Genomic DNA, 18,851 nt, shown 5'->3' on the forward strand with positions numbered 1-18,851 from the left:
TGTCGCGCTTCGCTTTCGCCATGGCGATAGTTGAGCATTGCGCTGAACAGCGGCAACGTCGCGGCCACCCCGCTGCAACGCTGGGCCAGCGCCAGCGAAGCGTGCTCATGCCCCAGCAGGGCCGTGAGCCGGTCATGGGTCGCCTTGACCCCGGCCCGCACGCCGGTCTCGCCCAGGTCCACCCGCAGCGGCAAGGTGTTGATGAACATGCCCATTGCCCGGTCGGCGCCGCTGCCGCCCTGCATCCGGCCCAGCAGCACGGTGCCGAACACCACCCGCTCCTGGCCGGACGCTGCCCCCAGCACCCGCGCCCAAGCCAGATGGAACAGGCTGGCGGCGCTCACCCCGGCGAGCCGCGCCTGGCTGCGCAGGCGCAGGGCCAGCGCTTCAGGCAGCGCCCGGCTGGCCTCTTCGATGCGATTGCCGTCACCGCGCACATCCTGCAAGCCGAACGGCAACGTAGGTTCGTCGATGTCGCCGAGCATGTCGCAAAAGAACGCTTCGTGCTCCTGCTCGCTGACGCCCAGACGGGTCTGGGCCACGTAGTTGCGGTAAGGCACCGAGGCCACAGGCACGCGGTCTTCGCCCCGCATGATGGCCTGCATTTCATGGCCTACCACGTCCAGCGCCGTGTGATCCATGGTCAGGTGATGGAACAGCAGCATCGCGGCGATCCGGCCATTGGCCGGATCCTGCGCATGCACCAGCCGGATGATCGGCGCCTGGCTGATGTCCAGGCGCACCTGCCGCGCATCGAACCGCGCCTGCAACTGCCCGGCCACGTCGCCCTGCGCCGGATCCGCCGTCACCTCTTCGAGCGACAGCGCGGCATGGCGCCAGACCACCTGCACCGGCGTCGCCAACCCCTGCCAGACCACGCCGGTGCGCAGGATGTCGTGCCGAGCGATGACTTGATCGAGCGCTGCGGCGAAGGTCGCCAGCCGCGCCGGGCTGTCGAACGCCATCTGCGATTGCAGCAGGTACGGGTCGCCCTCCACGGCGCTGAGGTGGTGATAGAGAATCCCCTCCTGCAACGGCGCCAGCGGGTAGATGTCCTGCACGTTGGCCGCACCGCCGGGCACCGTGGCGATCACCCGGTCGATGCTGTCTTGATCCAGCTCGATCAGGGTCAGCAGGTCCGGGGTGATGCGGGTGCAGCCGTCCGGGATACGGTTGGGCGGCACGGCCACTTCGCGCCCGCTGCCCACCGCCGCGGCCAGCGCCGCCAAGGTCGGCTGGCTGAACAGCACGCGCACGTCGGTGCTCAGGCCGATCTGGCGCATGCGCTCGATCAGGCTCACCGCCAGCAGCGAATGCCCGCCCAGTTCGAAGAAATGATCGTGGCGGCCGACCTGCTCCACCTTCAGCACGTCCGCCCAGATCTGCGCCAGCGCGGTTTCGACCGGGCCCTGCGGCGCTTCGTAGCCACGGCTCAGCCAGGCGTCCGGCCCCGGCTCGGGCAAGGCCTTGCGGCCCAGCTTGCCGTTGGCGGTCAGCGGCAAGGCGTCGAGCCGCACATAGGCCGCCGGCACCAGCGCCTGCGGCAACAGGCTGTGCAGATGGCTGCGCAGTTCGTCGATGCCGACCGCTGCCTGGGCGGTGAACCACGCCAGCAGTTGCCCGTCGCGCACCAGCGCCACGGCCTCCTGCACCGCCGGATGGCGGGTCAGCGCCGCTTCGATTTCCCCCAGCTCGACCCGCACGCCGCGCAGCTTCACCTGATCGTCGTTGCGGCCCAGGTACTCGATGTTGCCGTCGGGCCGCCAGCGCGCCAGGTCGCCGGTGCGGTACATGCGCGCCTGGGGCTCATCGCTGAACGGGTCGTCGAGGAACCGTTCGGCCGTCAGCGGCGCCCGGTTCAGGTAACCCCGCGCTACCCCGGCGCCGGCCACGTACAGCTCGCCGGCCACGCCGACCGGCACCGGCCGCTGCTGCTCGTCCAACAGGTAGACCCGGGCGTTGGCCATCGGCTTGCCGATGTGCAGCGCGCCGCCCGCCTCCACCGGCCCGGAGGTGGCGACCACCGTGGCCTCGGTCGGGCCGTAGTTGTTGACCACCGCGAAGGTCTGTCCGCGGTTGAACTGGCGCAGGCGGTCGCCGCCGATCAGCAAGGTGCGCAAGGTCGGGTGCTGCAGTTCGCGGCTGAACGCGTACTCGGCCACCGGCGTCGGCAAGAAGCTCACCTGCAACGGCTGCGCCCGCCACCAGTCGAGCAGTTCGTCCAGGTGCTCATTGCCGATCGCGGCCGGCGGCAGGTGCAGGGTCGCGCCCATGCACAGCGCCGGCCAGACTTCCCAGGCCATGGCGTCGAAGCCGAACCCGGCGACGCTGGCGGTGTGGCTGCCGGCGTGCAGGTCGAAGGCTTCGGCGTGCCAGTGCACGAGGTTCTCCAGGGTCGCGTGCTCGACCATCACGCCCTTGGGCTGGCCGGTGGAGCCGGAGGTGTAGATCACGTAGGCCAGGTGCGCCGGGGTCAGGGTCGGCAGTTGCGGGTTGCTGTCCGGCTGCGCCTGCCAGTCGCCGGCGTCCAGGTTCACCGCCGGCAGTGGGCCGGTCAGGTGCAGGGTCGCAGCCTGCGCGAGCACCGCCACCGGGGCGCTGTCCTGCAACAGGTAAGCGATGCGCTCTGCCGGGTACGCCGGATCCACCGGCACATAGCCGGCGCCGGCCTTGAGGATCGCCAGCAGCCCCACCAGCATGTCCGGGCCGCGGTTCACGCAGATCGCGATGCGATCGTCCGGCCGCACGCCGAGACCGAGCAAATGATGGGCCAGGCGGTTGGCGCGGCGGTTGAGCTGAGCGTAAGTCAGTTGTTCCGCGCCTTGGATGACCGCAGGCGCCTGCGGGTCGCGCTCGGCCTGGGCCTCCACCAGGGCATGGATCGTCGCGCCCCGGGGATAGGCCGTCACCGGCGGGTTGAAGCCTTCCAGCAATTGAGCCTGCTCTTCGGTCGAGAGGATCGGCAGACAGTTCAGCGCCACCTCCGGCGACTGCTCCAGCGCGTCGACCAAGCGCTCCAGCGCCGTGTGCATGTAGGCGCAGATGCGCTGCGCGCCGATCCCGCCCGCCGCCAGCACCGTCAGGGCGAACCCTTCGCCCTGGTCATCGACGCTGAGGGTCAGCGGGTAGTTGCTGCGCTCTTCGCCGCCCAGCAGCTGCACGCCCTCCCAGATCCCTTCGCCGTCGCGGGCCTGGTGTTCGGCCGCGCTGTAGCGGTAGTTGAGCAGCGCGCTGAACAGCGGCGACGAGCCCGGCACGCCGCTGCAACGCTGGGCCAACGCCAGCGAGGCATGCTCATGGCCCAGCAGCGCGGTGAGCCGGCCATGCACGGCCCTGACCCCGTCGCGCACGCCTTGGCCGACGTCGACCCGCAACGGCAAGGTGTTGATGAACACCCCCAGCGTCCGGTCGGCGCCCTCGCCGCCCTGCATCCGGCCCATCAGCACGGTGCCGAACACCACGTCGCGCCGGTTGGCCAGCACGCCCACAACCTGCGCCCAGGCCAGGTGCATCAGGCTCGCGGCGCTCACGCCCAGTTGCCGCGCCTGGCCGCGCAGGCGAAGGCTCAGGCCGTCGTCCAGCGGTTGCTGGGCGTCCTCGATGTCGCGTCCGTCACCTTGCACATCGTGCAAACCGAAAGGCAGCGTCGGCTCGTCGATGTCGCCGAGCATGTCGCGGAAGAACGCCTCATGTTCCTGCTGGCCCGCGCCCAACCGGGCCTGGGCCACATAGTTGCGGTACGGCGTCGGCGCGGCCAGCGTGTCGGTGCGGTCGAACATGAACGCGCGCATTTCCTGGCCCACCACCTCCATGGCGGTGTGGTCGAGGATCAAGTGATGGAACAGCACGATCGCCACCACCCGCCGCTGCGCCGGATCCTCGGCGTAGACCATGCGCAGCAGCGGTGCGCGGCTCAGGTCGAAGCGGTGATGGCGGGCGTCGAAGCGTTGGTGCAGCTGTTCGAGGATGTCGCCGTCCGCAGGCGCCAGCGCCACGTGCTGCAACGCCAGGTCGGCATGGCGCCAGACCACTTGCTGCGGGCTCGGCAAGCCTTCCCAGACCACGCTGGTGCGCAGGATGTCGTGGCGGGCGATGACCTTCTGCAACGTCGCGGCGAAGGCATGCAGGCGCTCGACGCTGTCGAAGGCCATGCGCGACTGCAGCAGGTACGGGTCGCCCTCTTCGGCGCTGAGGTGGTGATAAAGGATGCCCTCTTGCAGCGGCGCCAGCGGGTAGATGTCCTGCACGTTGGCGGCACCGAACGGCACCGTGGCGACGATGCGGTCGATGGCGGCCTGATCCAGCTCGGTCAGGGTGAGCATGTCCGGGGTGATGTGCGTGCAGCCCTCGGGAATGCGGTTGGCCGGCACGTCGATCTCGCGCCCGCTGCCCACCGCAGCGGCCAGCGCCGCCAGGGTCGGCTGGCTGAACAGGGCGCGCACGTCGGTACTCAGGCCGATTCGGCGCATGCGTTCGATCAGGCTGACCGCCAGCAGCGAGTGGCCGCCCAGCTCAAAGAAATGGTCGTGCCGACCGACGCGCTCGACCTTGAGCAAACTCGCCCAGATCTGCGCCAGGGCGGTTTCGACCTCGCCCTGCGGGGCTTCGAAACCACGGCTGATCAGCGCCTCCCGGTCCGGCGCCGGCAAGGCCTTGCGGTCCAGCTTGCCGTTGGCGGTCAGCGGCCAGGCGTCCACGCGCACGAAGGCGGACGGGATCATGTAGTCCGGCAGTTGGCCTTGCAGGGCCGCGTGCAGTTCGGCGGCGGTCGGCGCCGAAGCGTTGTTGCCCGCGATGAACCACGCCACCAGGCGCTTGTCGCCCGGTTCGGCCTCACGCACCAGCACCACGGCTTCGCTGACGCCGGCGCAGGCGGCGAGGCGGGTCTCGATCTCGCCGAGTTCGATGCGGAAACCGCGCAGCTTCACCTGATCGTCGTTGCGCCCCAGGCACTCCAGTTGGCCCGGCGCCATCCAGCGTGCAAGGTCGCCGGTGCGGTAGAGCAAGGCACCGGGCCGGTCGCTGAACGGATCCTTGAGGAATTTCTCGGCGGTCAGGTCCGGCCGGTTCAGGTAACCCAGCGCCACGCCGTCCCCACCGATGTACAGCTCACCGGTCGCGCCGCACGGCACCGGCTGCTGCCGGGCGTCGAGCACGTACACCTGGGTGTTGGAGATCGGCCCGCCGATGGACACGCTCTCGGCGTCCGCCGCCACGTCGCGCACCTCGAAGGTGGTCGCGTAAGTGGTGGTTTCGGTCGGTCCGTAGCAATGCACGATGCGCAGGTCCGGCGCCTCGGCCCGCAGACGGCGGAACGCCGCCGGATCGCCGCGCTCGCCGCCGCACAGCAGGATGCGCAAGCCTTTGAGCGCCTGCGGGATCAGTTGCACGTACTGGTTGAACAGCGCGGTGGTGACGAACAGCACCGTCACCCCGGACGCCGTCAGCGCCCGGCCGAACGCCTGCGGATCGAGCAAGGTGCGGTGGTCGATCACCACCACCTGGCCGCCGTTGAGCAGCGCACCCCAGACGTCCATGGTGCTGGCGTCGAATGCCGGGTTGGAGGCGAACGCCACCCGGTCTTCGGCATTGAAGTCGGCATAGCCGTTGTTGATCACCAGCCGCGCGACGGCGCGGTGCGGCACCAGCACGCCTTTGGGGGTGCCGGTGGAGCCGGAGGTGTACATGATGTACGCCACCGATTCGGACGACTGGCGCAGCTCCGGGTTGTGCACCGGGTGATGGTCCAGCGTCAGGGTGTCGAGGTCGAGGCGCCACGGGGCATATTCGGCGGCCTCGTCGGTGCGGGTCAGCAGCATGACCGCCCGGCTGTCCTGCGCCATGAACGCCTGGCGCTCGGCCGGGGCGTTGATGTCCAGCGGCACGTACACCGCCGCGCATTTGCCGATCGCCAGTTGCGCCACCAACAGATCCAGCGACCGGGGCAGCAGCGTCGCCACGCTGTGGCCCGGCTGCACGCCCAGTTCGATCAGGTAGTGGGCGAGCCGGTTGGCGCGCTGGTTGAGTTCGCGGTAGCTCAACTGCGCCTCGCCCTGCACCGCCGCCAGCGCATCCTGACGCAGCGCGGCCTGGGCTTCGAACAGGCGGTGGACGGTCTGCTTGCACGGGTATTCGCGGCCGGTCAGGTTGAAGCCGATCAGCAGCCGCTGGCGCTCGCCCGGCGACAGCACCGACACCTGATGCAGCGGCCTGGCCGGGTCGTGCTCCAGTGCGTCGACCAGCCCCAGCAGGGCCGTCTGCAGCAGGTGGCAGACCCGCGCCCCGTCCACGTCCGGCACGGCCTGCACCGTCAGGCGCAGCCCTTGGCCGAAGTCGTCGACGTTGACCGCCAGCGGGTAGTTGCTGCGCTCGCGGGAGCTGAGGACGTGGATGCCGTCCCAGTCCAGCGCCGGCGCCTGCGGCGCGCTGTGGCGGTAGTTGAGCAAGGTGCTGAACAGCGGCAACGCGCCCGGCACGCCGCTGCAACGCAGGGCCTGGGCCAGTGACGCCTGTTCATGGCCGAGCAGTTGCGCCAGCCGTTGATGGGTGGCACGCACGCCCTCTTCCACCGGCGCCGATCCGGCGCCGACCCGCAGCGGCAACGTGTTGATGAACATGCCCAGCGCCCGGTCGGCGCCCTCGCCGCCCTGCATCCGCCCGAGCAGCACGGTGCCGAACACTACGTCGTCGCGGCCGGACATCTGCGCCAGCACCTGGCCCCAGCCTTGGTGCACCAGGCTCGCCAGGCTGATGCCGAGCCGTCGGGCCTGCTCGCGCAGGCGTTCGACGAGGCTGTCGTCCAGGGCCATCTCGCTTTCGATGACGGTGCTGCCGTCGCCGTGCACGTCGTGCAGACCGAACGCCACGGTCGGCTCCTCGATGTCGCCGAGCATCTCGCGAAAGAACGCCTCGTGGGCCTCGGCCGCCGCGCCGAGCCGCGCCTGCGCCACGTAGTTGCGGTACTGCACCGCCGCCGGCCCTTGAGCGGCGCGGTCGTTGAGGGCATCGCCCATCTCCGCCACCAGCACCTCCAGGGCGGTGTGGTCGAGCACGATGTGATGCAGCAACAGGATGCCGACCCAGCGGTTGCGTTGCGGATCCTGGGTGTAGGCGAACCGCATCAGCGGCGCGCGCTCGAGATCCAGGCGATAGCGGCGCGGATCGAAGCGTGCCTGCATCTGGCGCAGGACATCGCCGTCCAGCGGATCGACATCGACCCGTTCCAGCGCCAGCGGCGCCTCGCGCCAGACCACTTGCACCGGCTCCTCAAGGCCTTCGCCGACCACGCTGGTGCGCAGGATGTCGTGACGGGCGATGACGCTGTTCAAGGCCCGCACGAACGCCTTGACCTGCGTCAGCGTATCGAAGGCGAACTGCGCCTGGAGCACGTACGGATCGCCGTCGGCGGTGGCCAGGTGGTGGTAGAGAATCCCGGCCTGCAGCGGGGCCAGGGCATAGATGTCCTGCACGTTGGCGACGCCGCCGGGCACGGTCTCGACGATGCGGTCGATGGCCGCCTGGTCCAGCGTGGCCAGCGGCAGCAGGTCCGGGGTGATGCGGGTGCAGCCAGGCTCGATGCGGTTGGCCGGCACGCTGACCGTCTGCGCCGCGCCCAGGGTCGCCGCCAGCGCAGCCACGCTCGGCTGGCCGAACAGCACGCGCACGTCGCAGTGCATGTCCTGCTGGCGCATGCGTTCGATCAGCTTGACCGCCAGCAATGAATGGCCGCCCAGTTCGAAGAAGTTGTCATGCCGGCCGACCGAGTCCAGCCCCAGCACCGCCTGCCAGATCGCGGCGATACGGGTCTCCGTTTCGCCGACCGGCGCTTCGAAGCCACGACGGGCGAAGGCCTCGCCGTCAGGCTGCGGCAACGCCTTGCGGTCCAGTTTGCCGTTGGCGGTCAGCGGGAAGGCGTCGAGCCGCACGAACGCGCTCGGCACCATGTAGTCGGCCAGCGACAGCAGCAGGCGGTCGCGCAGGTGCGCCGCGCTCGGCTCAAAGCCCTCGTCGGCCAGCCAGTACGCCACCAGGCGTGGCTCGCCGGGGCTGTCCTCGCGGGCGATCACCACCGCTTCGCGCACCCCGTCGCACTCGGTCAGGCGCGCTTCGATCTCGCCCAGCTCGATGCGGAAACCGCGGATCTTCACCTGATCGTCGTTGCGCCCCAGGTATTCGAGGCTGCCGTCCGCCGCCCGGCGCGCCAGGTCGCCGGTCTTGTACAGGCGGGCCTCGGCGCGGTGGCTGAACGGGTCGGCGATGAAGCGTTCGGCCGTGAGGGTCTCTCGGTTCAGGTAGCCGCGGGCCACCCCGGCGCCGCCGACGTACAGTTCACCGGCCACACCCACCGGCAACGGTTCGCCGCGGGCGTCGAGCACATACAGTTGCAGGTCGGGGATGCGCACGCCGATGGGGCTGGCGCCGACCGATTGGGCGTCCGCCGCCTCCAGCGGCCGATAGGTCACGTGCACCGTGGTCTCGGTGATGCCGTACATGTTCACCAGGCGGGTGCCGGCATTGCCGACCCTCGCGTACCAGGGCTTGAGCGAGCCGGGTTCCAGCGCCTCGCCGCCGAAGATCACCTCGCGCAGGGAATGCTGCAACGGGCTGCGGCCCTGGGCTGCGATCAGCTGGCGGAACGCGCTGGGCGTCTGGTTGAGCACCGTGACGCCGGCGCGGCACAGCAGCGCGTAGCACTCGTCCGGCGAACGGCTGATGCGCTGCGGCACCACCAGCAACTGCCCGCCGAACGCCAGCGCGCCCCAGATCTCCCAGACCGAAAAGTCGAAGGCAAAGGAATGGAACAGCGCCCAGACGTCCTTCGGGTTGAACTGGAACCAGTCGTGCGTCGCCGAAAACAGCCGGGCCACGTTGCGGTGCTCGACCATCACCCCTTTGGGCTGGCCGGTGGAGCCGGAGGTGTAGATCACGTAGGCCAGGTGCGCCGGTGTCAGCTCCGGGACCTGCGGGTCGAAGTCCGGTTCGGCCTGCAGGTCGTGGTCGTCGAGGTCCACCGCCGGCGCCGTGGTTGCCCCCAGCCGGTTCCGTGTGCCGGCCTGCATCAGCACCGCCACAGGCGCGCTGTCTTTGAGGGTGAAGGCGATCCGCTCCAGCGGATAGGCGGGATCGATGGGGACATAACCGGCGCCGGCCTTGAGCACCGCCAGCAGGCCGACGATCATCTGCGGACCGCGTTCGACGCAGATCGCCACCCGGTCATCCGGGCGGATGCCCATGGCCAGCAGGCGGTGGGCCACCCGGTTGGCCTGGCGGTTGAGCCCGCCGTAGCTGTAGGTCTTGCCTTCGAACAGCAGCGCCACGGCCTGGGGCCGGCCCTGTGCGTGGGCTTCGAACTGCTGATGGATCAACGGCGTGTCGGGGAACGTGCGCAACGGCGCGTTGACGCCATGCAGCAGGTATTCGCGCTCGGCGGCCGGCAGGATGTTCAGGCTGTGCAGCGGCGCCTGCGGGCGCTCCTGCAAGGCATCGGCCAGGCTCTCCAGCGCCGTGTGCAGGTAGCCGGCGATACGCTCGGCGCCCAGGGCTTCGTCGGCCAGCGCGGTGATGCGCAGGTCCTCGCCCAGATCGTCGATGTTGACGGTCAATGGGTAGTTGGTGCGTTCGCGGGCGCCCAGCACCTGCACGCCCGGCGCCAGGTCGATCACCTCGGCCACCTCTTCGGCGCTGCTGTGGCGGTAGTTGAGCATGGCGCTGAACAGCGGCGTCGGCACCGCCACGGCGCTGCAGCGCTGGGCCAGCGCCAGCGGGGCCTGCTCATGGGCGAGCAGCGCGGTCAGGCGCCGATGGGTCGCCAGCACGCCGTCGCGCACGCTGCCGTCGCCGACATCCACCCGCAGCGGCAGGGTGTTGATGAACATGCCCAGGGCCTGCTCGACGCCGTCGCCCGCCTCCATCCGCCCCAGCAGCACGGTGCCGAACACCACCGCCGTGCGCCCGGACAACTGCCCCAGCACCCGCGCCAGCGCCAGGTGCATCAGGCTCGCCACGCTCACCCCCAACTGCCGGGCCTGCCCGCGCAGGCGCAGGCTCAGGTCGCTATCGAGCATGCGCCAGGCCTCTTCGATGCCTTGGCCGTCGCCCTGCACGTCGTGCAGGCCGCCGGGCAGCGTCGGCTCGTCGATGTCGGCGAGCATGTCGCGGAAGAAGGCCTCCTGCGCCGCCTCGTCCGCCTCCAGACGGGCCTTGGCCAGGTGATTGCGAAACGGCACGGCCGCCGCAACCTCTTCGCCGCGGCCGAGCAGGTGCGCCTGGATTTCCCGGCGCACCACGTCGAGGGCGACGTGATCCATGATCATGTGGTGAAACAGCAGCAGGGCCACCACCCGGCCGTTGGCCGGATCTTCGGCGAACGCCAGCCGCAGCAGCGGCGCCTGTTGCAGGTCGAGGCGGAAATGCCGCGGATCGTGCCGCGCCAGCAGTTGCGTCAGCACGTCCCCGCGTCCGTCCAGCGGCATTTCTTCGCAGACCAGCGGCGCCTCGCGCCACACCACTTGCAGCGGTTCGTCCAGGCGCTCCCAGACGAAGGCCGTGCGCAGGATGTCGTGGCGGCCGATCACCCAACGCAGCGCGTCGGCGAACGCTTCCAGCCGCTCGCGGCCGTCGAAGGTGAACCGCGCCTGGGACACGTAGGGATCGCCTTCGGCCGCCGAGAGGTGCAGATACAGCAGGCCCTGCTGCAAAGGCGCCAGCGGGTAGATGTCCTGCACGTTGGCCGCCCCGCCCGGCACGGCGGCGACGAGGCGGTCGAGGGTGTCCTGATCCAGTTTCGCCAGCGGCAGCATGTCCGGGGTGATGCGCAGCGCCGGGCTCTGCCAGTCGCCGCCGTGGCGGGCCACCAGTTCCAGCAATTGCGCCTTGTGTTCGGCGAGGCTGTCCCACAACGCATCGTCCAGCGCGTCGTCGTTGCCCAGAATGACCAGATCTTCATCGTCCTGTTGAAGGCGGATCGCATGGGTGGAGATAACAGCCATCAGTTCACTGAATTGCATGAGGTAACCTGCTGTAATTTCGAAAAAAGAAGCGCGCAGCATCGAGTCCGTGCCCGCTGCGCACAGCCTGGAAAAGCTAAAACATCAAGCCCCGTGGGGCTGACATGGGAAGCGGGGACAATCCCCTGTGGCGAGGGCTCCCTTGCCACAGGGGCCGGTCAGAGCCGCCGCTTGCGGTCGAGCACCGGGATGGTGGTCTGCGGGATGTCCACCTGCCGGGCCTGGCCTTGGGTGTGCGCCGCCAGGGCCGCCAGCGTCGGCTGGCTGAACAGCGTGCGCGCATCCACGTGCAGCCCGGCCTGGCGCATGCGCGCCACCAGGCTTACCGCCAGCAGCGAGTGGCCGCCGAGCTCGAAGAAGTGGTCGTCGCGCCCGACTTGCTCAAGCCCCAGCACTTCGGCCCAGATCTGCGCCAGGCGGATCTCCACATCGCCCTGCGGCGCTTCGTAGCGGCGGCTGAGCACCGCCTCCGCCCCCGGTGCGGGCAAGGCCTTGCGGTCGACCTTGTCGTTGGGGGTCAGGGGCAACGCGTCCAGCCTCACATAGGCCCCCGGCGCCATGAACTCGGGCAGACGCTCCAGCACATGGGCGCGCAAGGCCTCGATGGCCGGCGCCGCGAACCCCTCGCGCACGGTGAAGTACGCCACCAGGCGCTCGTCGCGCACCGTCACCACCGCTTCGCGCACCGCCGGGTGTTCGGTCAGCCGCGCCTCGATCTCGCCCGGCTCCAGACGCAGGCCGCGCAGCTTGATCTGGAAGTCGTTGCGCCCGAGGAACTCAAGGTGGCCGTCCGGGCGGTAGCGCACCAGGTCGCCGGTGCGGTAGAGCCGGTCCCCCGGCACGAACGGGCTGTCGATGAAGCGCTCGGCCTGCATCGGCGCAAGCCCCCGGTAGCCCCGCGCAACGCCGACGCCGCCGATGTGCAGCTGGCCGCTGACGCCCATCGGCACCGGTTGGTCGTGGGCATCGAGGACGTACAGACGGGTGTTGCTCAAGGCCTTGCCGATGGGGATCGCGCCCTCCGGCACCGGCTCGTGGGGCTCCAGTGTCCAGCCGGTGCTGTCCACCGTGGTTTCGGTCGGGCCGTACACGTTGTGCAGGCGCACCCACGGCAGGCGCCGGCGCACGGCACGGGCCAACGCGACGGTCAGCTCGCCGCCGCCGTTGAGCACGTCGGTGAGGCCGGTGCACTGGCTGACGTCGTCCTGCTCGATGAACTGCTGCAGCAGCGCCGGCACGAACTTGACCACGGTGACGCCCTGCTCGCGGATCGCTTTCGTCACATAGGCCGAATCGCGGTTGCCGTCCGGGCGCGCCAGCACCAGGCGCAGCCCTGCGCACAGCGGCCAGAAGATCTCCCACACCGAACTGTCGAAGCTGAACGGCGCCTTCTGCAACAGCGCGCCGTGCTCGGTCGGCGGGCTGATCTGCGAGCCCCAGTGCACCATGTTGCACAGGCTGCGGTGCTCGACCATCACCCCCTTCGGCGTGCCGGTGGAGCCGGAGGTGTAGATCATGTACGCCAGGTTCGAAGCGCCGAGGCCCGGCACCGTCAGGTCGCCGGCCGGCGCGTCCTGCCAGTCGCCGCGGTCGATCTCGATCAGCGGCACGCCGGGCTCGCCGAGCAGTCGCCGGGTCGCCCCGTGCATCAGCAGCGCCACCGGTTCGCTGTCCTGCAGCATGTAGTGCAGGCGTTCCAGCGGGTAGTCCGGATCCAGCGGCACGTAGGCGCCGCCGGCCTTGAGAATGGCGAGCAGGCCGATCACCAGTTCCAGGCTGCGCTCGACGCAGATCGCCACCCGCGCGTCCGGCTGCACGCCCTGCCCGCGCAGGTGATGGGCGAGGCGGTTGGCCCGTTCGTTGAGCTCGCGGTACGTGAGGGACTGCCCTTCGAACTGCAATGCGACGGCGTCCGGCTTGCGCCGCACCTGCGCCTCGAACAGCACATGGGCGGGCTGTTCGAGCGGACAATCCACTTCGGTGGCATTGAGCCCGACCAGCAGGTGCTCAAGTTCCTGCGGCGGCAACACCGACAGTCGGTTCACAGGCTGGTGCGGGCTCTGCTCCAAGGCCTCGACCAGCGCCTGCAATGCGGTCTGCACGTAACTGCCGATCCGCTGCGCGCCGATGCCCGCCACGGCCCGGGTGGTCAAGCGCATACCGTCGCCCAGGTCATCGACGCTGAGGGTCATCGGGTAGTTGGTGCGCTCTTCGTTGGCCAGGGTCTCGATGCCCTGCCACGCCTGAACGGCAGATGCGTCCTGGGTGCGCTCGTCCGTGTGCCGGTAGTTGAGCAGCGCACTGAACAGCGGCGACGGCGACGCCACCCCGCTGCAGCGCTGGGCCAGCGCCAGCGACGCATGCTCATGCCCCAGCAGCGCCGTCAGCCGGGCGTGGGTCGCCTGCACGGCGGCGCGCACGCCCAGGTTCACGTCCACCCGCAACGGCAGCGAGTTGATGAACACCCCCAACGCCCGGTCGGCGCCCTCGCCGCCCTGCATCCGCCCCATCAGCACGGTGCCGAACACCACCCGCTCCTGTCCGGAGGTCGCCGCCAGCACCCGCGCCCACGTCAGGTGCAGCAGGCTCGCCACGCTCACGCCCAGTTGCCGGGCCTGCGCGCGCAGGCGAAGGTCCAAGTCCGCCGGCAGCGACCGCTGCGCCTCTTCGATGCCGCGGCCGTCGCCCTGCACGTTCTGCAGGCCGAAGGGCAGCGTCGGCTCGTCGATGTCGCCGAGCATCTCGCGAAAGAACGCCTCGTGTTCCTGTTCGCTGACGCCGAGCCGGGTCTGGGCCACATAGTTGCGGTACGGCACCGCCGGCGCCGACGGCTCGCTCAGGCCCAGCAGGCTGGCCTGCATTTCTTCGCGCATCACCTCCAGCGCGATATGGTCCATGGCCAGGTGATGGAACAGCAGGGTCGCGACGATCCGCCCATGGGCCGGATCCCGTGCGTAGACCAAGCGGATCAAGGGCGCCTGGCTGATGTCGAGACGGTAACGGCGGGCGTCGAAGCGCTCGTGCAACTGCGCCAGGACGTCCCCCTGTGCCGGGTCGGTAACGACTTCCTCCATCGGCAGTTCGGCTGTGCGCCACACCACCTGCACCGCTGCGTCCAGCCCTTCCCAGAGCACCGCCGTGCGCAGGATGTCGTGGCGCGCCATGACCCGGCGCAGCGCCTGCGCGAAGGCGTCCAGACGTTCGGCGTCATCGAACGCCAGCCACGATTGCAGCAGATACGGATCGCCCTGCTGCGCGGTGATGTGGTGATAGAGGATGCCTTCCTGCAACGGCGCCAGCGGGTAGATGTCCTGCACGTTGGCCGCGCCGCCCGGCACCGTGGCGACGATCCTGTCGAGGGCCGCCTGGTCCAGGCGCACCAGCGTCAGCAGGTCCGGCGTGAGGTGCGTGCAGCCGGGCGCAATGCGGTTGGGCGGCACTTCGACCTCGCGGCCGCTGCCCACCGCCGCAGCCAAGGCCGCCAGGGTCGGCTGGCCGAACAGCACACGCACGTCGCTGCTCAGGCCGGCCTGGCGCATGCGTTCGATCAGCCCCACCGCCAGCAGCGAGTGCCCGCCCAGTTCGAAGAAGTGGTCGTGACGCCCCACCCGCTCCACTTGCAGCACCTCGGCCCACAGCTGCGCGAGCACGGTTTCCACATCGCCCGACGGCGCTTCGTATTCACGGCGAACCTGGGCCTCCGGCCCCGGATCCGGCAAGGCATTGCGGTCCAGCTTGCCGTTGGCGGTCAGCGGCAGCGTCTCCAGGCGCACGTAGGCCCCCGGCAGCAGCGTGCCCGGCAGACGGGCCTTGAGGTGCTCGTGCAACTCGCGGATGTCCAGCGCCCGGCCCTCGGTGAACCAGGCCAGCAGTTGGCCGTCGCGCACCTGCACCACGGCCTCGCGCACGGCGTCGTGGCTGAGCAGCGCGGCCTCGATCTCGCCGGGCTCGATGCGCACGCCGCGCAGCTTGACCTGATCGTCGTTGCGCCCCAGGTATTCGAGGGTGCCGTCGTTGCGCCAGCGGGCGAGGTCGCCGGTGCGGTACATCCGCCCTTCGGCGAACGGGTTGTCGAGGAAGCGTTCGGCGGTGAGTTCGGGCCGGTTCAGGTAACCCCGCGCCACCCCCGCGCCGCCGACATACAACTCCCCGGCCACGCCGACCGGCACCGGACGCTGCCGGTCGTCGAGCAGGTGCACGGTGCCGTTGGCGATCGGCTTGCCGATGTGCAGCGCCTTCCCCGCCACGACCCGCCCGGACGTGGCGACCACCGTGGCTTCGGTCGGGCCGTAGTTGTTGATCACCTCGAACGTCTGTTCGCGGTCGAACCGGCGCAGGCGATCGCCGCCGATCAGCAGCGTGCGCAAGGTCGGGTGGCCGAGCTGACGGCTGAAGGCGTATTCGGCCACCGGCGTCGGCAGGAAGCTCACGTCCAAAGGTTGCGCGCGCCACCAGGCCAGCAGCGCATCGATGTCTTCGCCGCCCTCCTCAAGCGGGGCCTGCACCGGGGCCAGGTGCAGGGTCGCGCCCACGCACAGCGCCGGCCAGACCTCCCAGGCCATGGCGTCGAAGCCGAACCCGGCCAGGCTCGACGCATGGCTGCCGGCGCGCAGGCCGAAGGCCTCGCAATGCCAGTCGATCAGGTTCGACAGGGTGCGGTGCTCGACCATCACGCCCTTGGGCAGGCCGGTGGAGCCGGAGGTGTAGATCACGTAGGCCAGGTGCCGGTGGGTGAGCGCCGGCACATCGGGCCTGGCCGGGTTGATCGGCCAGCGGCGCCGGTCCAGCTCAACCACCGGCACGGCGGAGTTCGGCAGGCGTTCGCGCAGATCGCTCTGGGTCAGCACCGCCACGGGGGCGCTGTCCTCCAGCAGGTAGCGCAGCCGTTCGGCCGGGTGCGCCGGATCCACCGGCACATACCCGGCGCCCGCCTTGAGGATGGCCAGCAGGCTGACCAGGGTGTCCAGCCCGCGCCGGGCGACCACCGCCACCCGGTCGTCGGGGCGCACGCCGAGGCCGATCAAGTGGTGCGCCAAGCCATTGGCCTGCCCGTCGAGATCGGCGTAGGTCAACGGCCTGCCTTCATGGATGGCCGCCAGGGCCTGGGGACGCTCCGCCGCCTGCGCCTCGAAACGCCGGTGCACGGGCTGGCCCTGGCGGAAGTCGGTGCGCGTATTGTTCCAGCGCTGCAGCAACGCTGCCTCCGCCGGGGTGGCAAGGTTGAAGTCGGCCACCGCCAGGCCGGCGTCCTCCAGCCCTTGATCCAGCACCCACAGCAGGCGCTCGGCCAGGGCCTTGATGTCGTCGGCGTCAAAATAGGCTTCGTTGTAGACCAGGTACAGGCTGTCCTTTTCGTTGCTGCGGTTGCTGAGCAGATGCACCGACAGCGGCGTGCCTTCCTCGTGGTTCGAGACCTTGACCACCTCCCCTCGGGCCTCGCCGTAGCGGTACTCGTGGATGTCCTGCTCGTAGGACACCGTCAGTTCGAACAGCTGCGAGCGGTCCTCGCGCAGCAGGCCCAGCGCCCGGTTCATTTCGCTGAGGGGAAAGCGCTGATGGCGGAAGTCCTGTTTCAGCTCATCGCGGATCGCCACGATCAATTGGCTGAACGACAGCTCGCGGCCAAACCCCATGCGCACGGCGCTGACTTGGGTGAAGAGACCGAGGGTGGACTTGAAACGGGCCCCTGAGCGGTTGAGCAGCGGCACCCCCACCACCCATTCGTCGCGCTGGGCGGAGCGGCTGAAATAGACGTGCATCGCCGCCAGCAGCACATGGAACGCCGAGGCGCCGAACTCCCGCGCCACCTGCTTCATGCGCTCGTGCAGGCTGACCGGGAACGGCTGGGAAAAGATCCGGCTCGGTGCCGCAGCCGGCCCGTGGCGTTCCTGATGACGGGGCAGCAGCAGGCGCTCGGGCACGTGGCGGTACTTGTCCAGCCAGTAGGCACGGTCTTGTTCGTACCGCGCACTGCCGTGGTAACGCGCATCGTCGAGGATGAAGTCGACGTAGGACGGCGCCTCTTCGGGTGGCTGGTCGCCGCTGGCCAGCGCGTTGTAGATCTCGTCCAGCGACTTGAGCATCTCGCCGAACCCCCAGCCGTCGGTGATCAGGTGGTGGGCCAGGATCGACAGCCAGTGCCGCTGACGGTCCAGCCGTATCAGCAGGAAGCGGAACAGCGGCCCGCCGTCCAGCGTGAAGGGCTGTTCGATGCGCTCCTGGATCAACGCCCGCGCCGCCGCTTCAGGGTCGGGATGGCTGGAGAAGTCATGCAGCGGCATCGGCGCCGGCAGCGACCGCGCAAAGCGCTGCAGCGGCATGCCCTGCTCGCCCGCCCCCGGCAGCAGCACCGTGCGCACGGCGTCGTGGCGGGCCACCAGGCGTTCGAGCGCCGCCTGCATCAGCTCAGGCTCCAGCGGGCCGCTCAGGTCGACATAGCCGCCGATGTTGTACAGCGGCGAATCGCCCTGACGCAGTTGATCGAGCCAGATGTCACTCTGGGCGGCGGTCAGCGCAAAGGTTTCGGCGGTCGCGGACAGTCCGTCCGCCGCATCGGCAGCAAATGAGTTCATAAGATCCTTCTCATGTGATTGTGCCGGTATTCAAGCACCGGCCCCGGAAGCGGCATGACACGTGAAACCCGGACACCCGGGCCGGGCGCCGCGCCTGCCTTTTGCGCGGGGCCACGACGGGCGCTCGGCAACCGCCCCTTACGTCCCGAAAGGAATAGCTGAAAGTCTTGTAGGACAATTGCCATACCTGCGGCCCGCTCTAGATCCGGTTTTGCCGGCCAATCTCGCCGATCCTCCCGGTTTAGTGCCCCTGTGATTAACCGTTCAATCACCGGGGCGATTTTCGCAGCCCATTCCGCGTAGGAATCGTGGGCGCATCAATTCAGAAAAGATGGCAATTTGTGTCCCCGCTTTCCCTTACAGACGCAAGACAAACCCATAGGCTTAAATCCCTGCTCAAGGAGAAACGGGACTTGCAGGGGCGTGTGCACGGCAGACGATTCGGTAAAGGCGTGAAGACAAGGATGACAAAGACATGAATCTGACCGGCAGTATCCGCAACACGGAAAACCCGCACTTCTACTGGCAACTGGGCGAACTGATCGCCAGCACCGGCGACGAACGGTTCGCCACCAACCTATTCCAGTTGGTCGATACCCTGGTGCCGGTCAACCGGGTCGACCTGAGCGAATGGACGCTGGACGAGCGCCAGGCCAGCGTGGTCGAGGTCAAGGCACTGGGCAGCGCCGGCCAGCCGCAGACGTTCCCGCCCCCGGATCCCCTGCAGCGGCCGGACGACCATCCGTTGCTGCAGAAAATGATCGAGATGAACGACTCGCTGCTGATCCAGCTCAAGGCCTCGCTCCAGCACCGCCACCCGCATTTGGGTGTCCATCAATGCAATCTGGTGTCGCGCAACTCCAATCGCCGCTGCGTCATTTCGTTCTACCGCCCGCAAACGCACCGGGTGTTTTCCCTGCCGGAGCTGTCGTTCCTCAAGAGCCTGTCCGACACCCTGCTGCCGTTGATCGAGCGCCACGCCCACCTCAGCCGGCAGACCACCGCCCGACACCTGCGACCGCCCGTGGCCGACCAGGACCAGGCGCCGTTGCACCAGGTGTTCGAGGAGCGCCTGACCCTCAGCGAAATCAACCTGTCGGTGCGGGAAAAGGAAGTCTGCCTGGGCCTGCTGACCGGCGGCACCGTGCCGCAACTGGCCGAGCGGCTTCGGGTGAAGAACAGCTCCGTCGAGACCTACCTCAAACGCGCGACGGCCAAGCTGGGCGTCAGCGGGCGGCACGGTCTGGCGAAATGGATGGCCGGCGCCTGATCC

The 18,851-nt window shown here is 69.3% G+C and carries 3 protein-coding genes (1 of these 3 cut by a window edge); 1 reads left to right on the forward strand and 2 read right to left on the reverse strand.

Going from position 1 to position 18,851, the window contains the following annotated elements; translation table 11 throughout:
• Both CAG33_RS17835 and CAG33_RS17840 read right to left on the reverse strand, forming a co-directional pair.
• A protein-coding gene (locus CAG33_RS17835; RefSeq protein ID WP_085639784.1) for a non-ribosomal peptide synthetase crosses the window boundary here: on the reverse strand, positions 1-11,006 show its 5' portion. Its footprint begins 2,062 nt before the window's first position; only the first 11,006 of its 13,068 coding nucleotides appear in the window; it begins with the start codon at positions 11,004-11,006; its stop codon lies beyond the left edge, outside the window.
• A 158-nt stretch (positions 11,007-11,164) separates the two neighbouring features.
• The gene (locus tag CAG33_RS17840) at positions 11,165-17,578 is read right to left on the reverse strand and encodes a non-ribosomal peptide synthetase (RefSeq protein WP_085639787.1); all 6,414 of its coding nucleotides are present in this window, start codon (positions 17,576-17,578) and stop codon (positions 11,165-11,167) included.
• Between the two features lie 475 nt (positions 17,579-18,053).
• On the opposite strand from CAG33_RS17840, the gene CAG33_RS17845 reads away from it, so the two are divergent.
• Entirely contained in the window at positions 18,054-18,848 is a 795-nt protein-coding gene (locus CAG33_RS17845) for a helix-turn-helix transcriptional regulator (RefSeq protein ID WP_085583607.1), read from the forward strand.
• The last annotated feature ends 3 nt before the right edge of the window (positions 18,849-18,851 follow it).

The sequence above is a fragment of the Pseudomonas sp. B3(2017) genome, assembly GCF_002113595.1.
Lineage (GTDB): Bacteria > Pseudomonadota > Gammaproteobacteria > Pseudomonadales > Pseudomonadaceae > Aquipseudomonas > Aquipseudomonas ekonensis.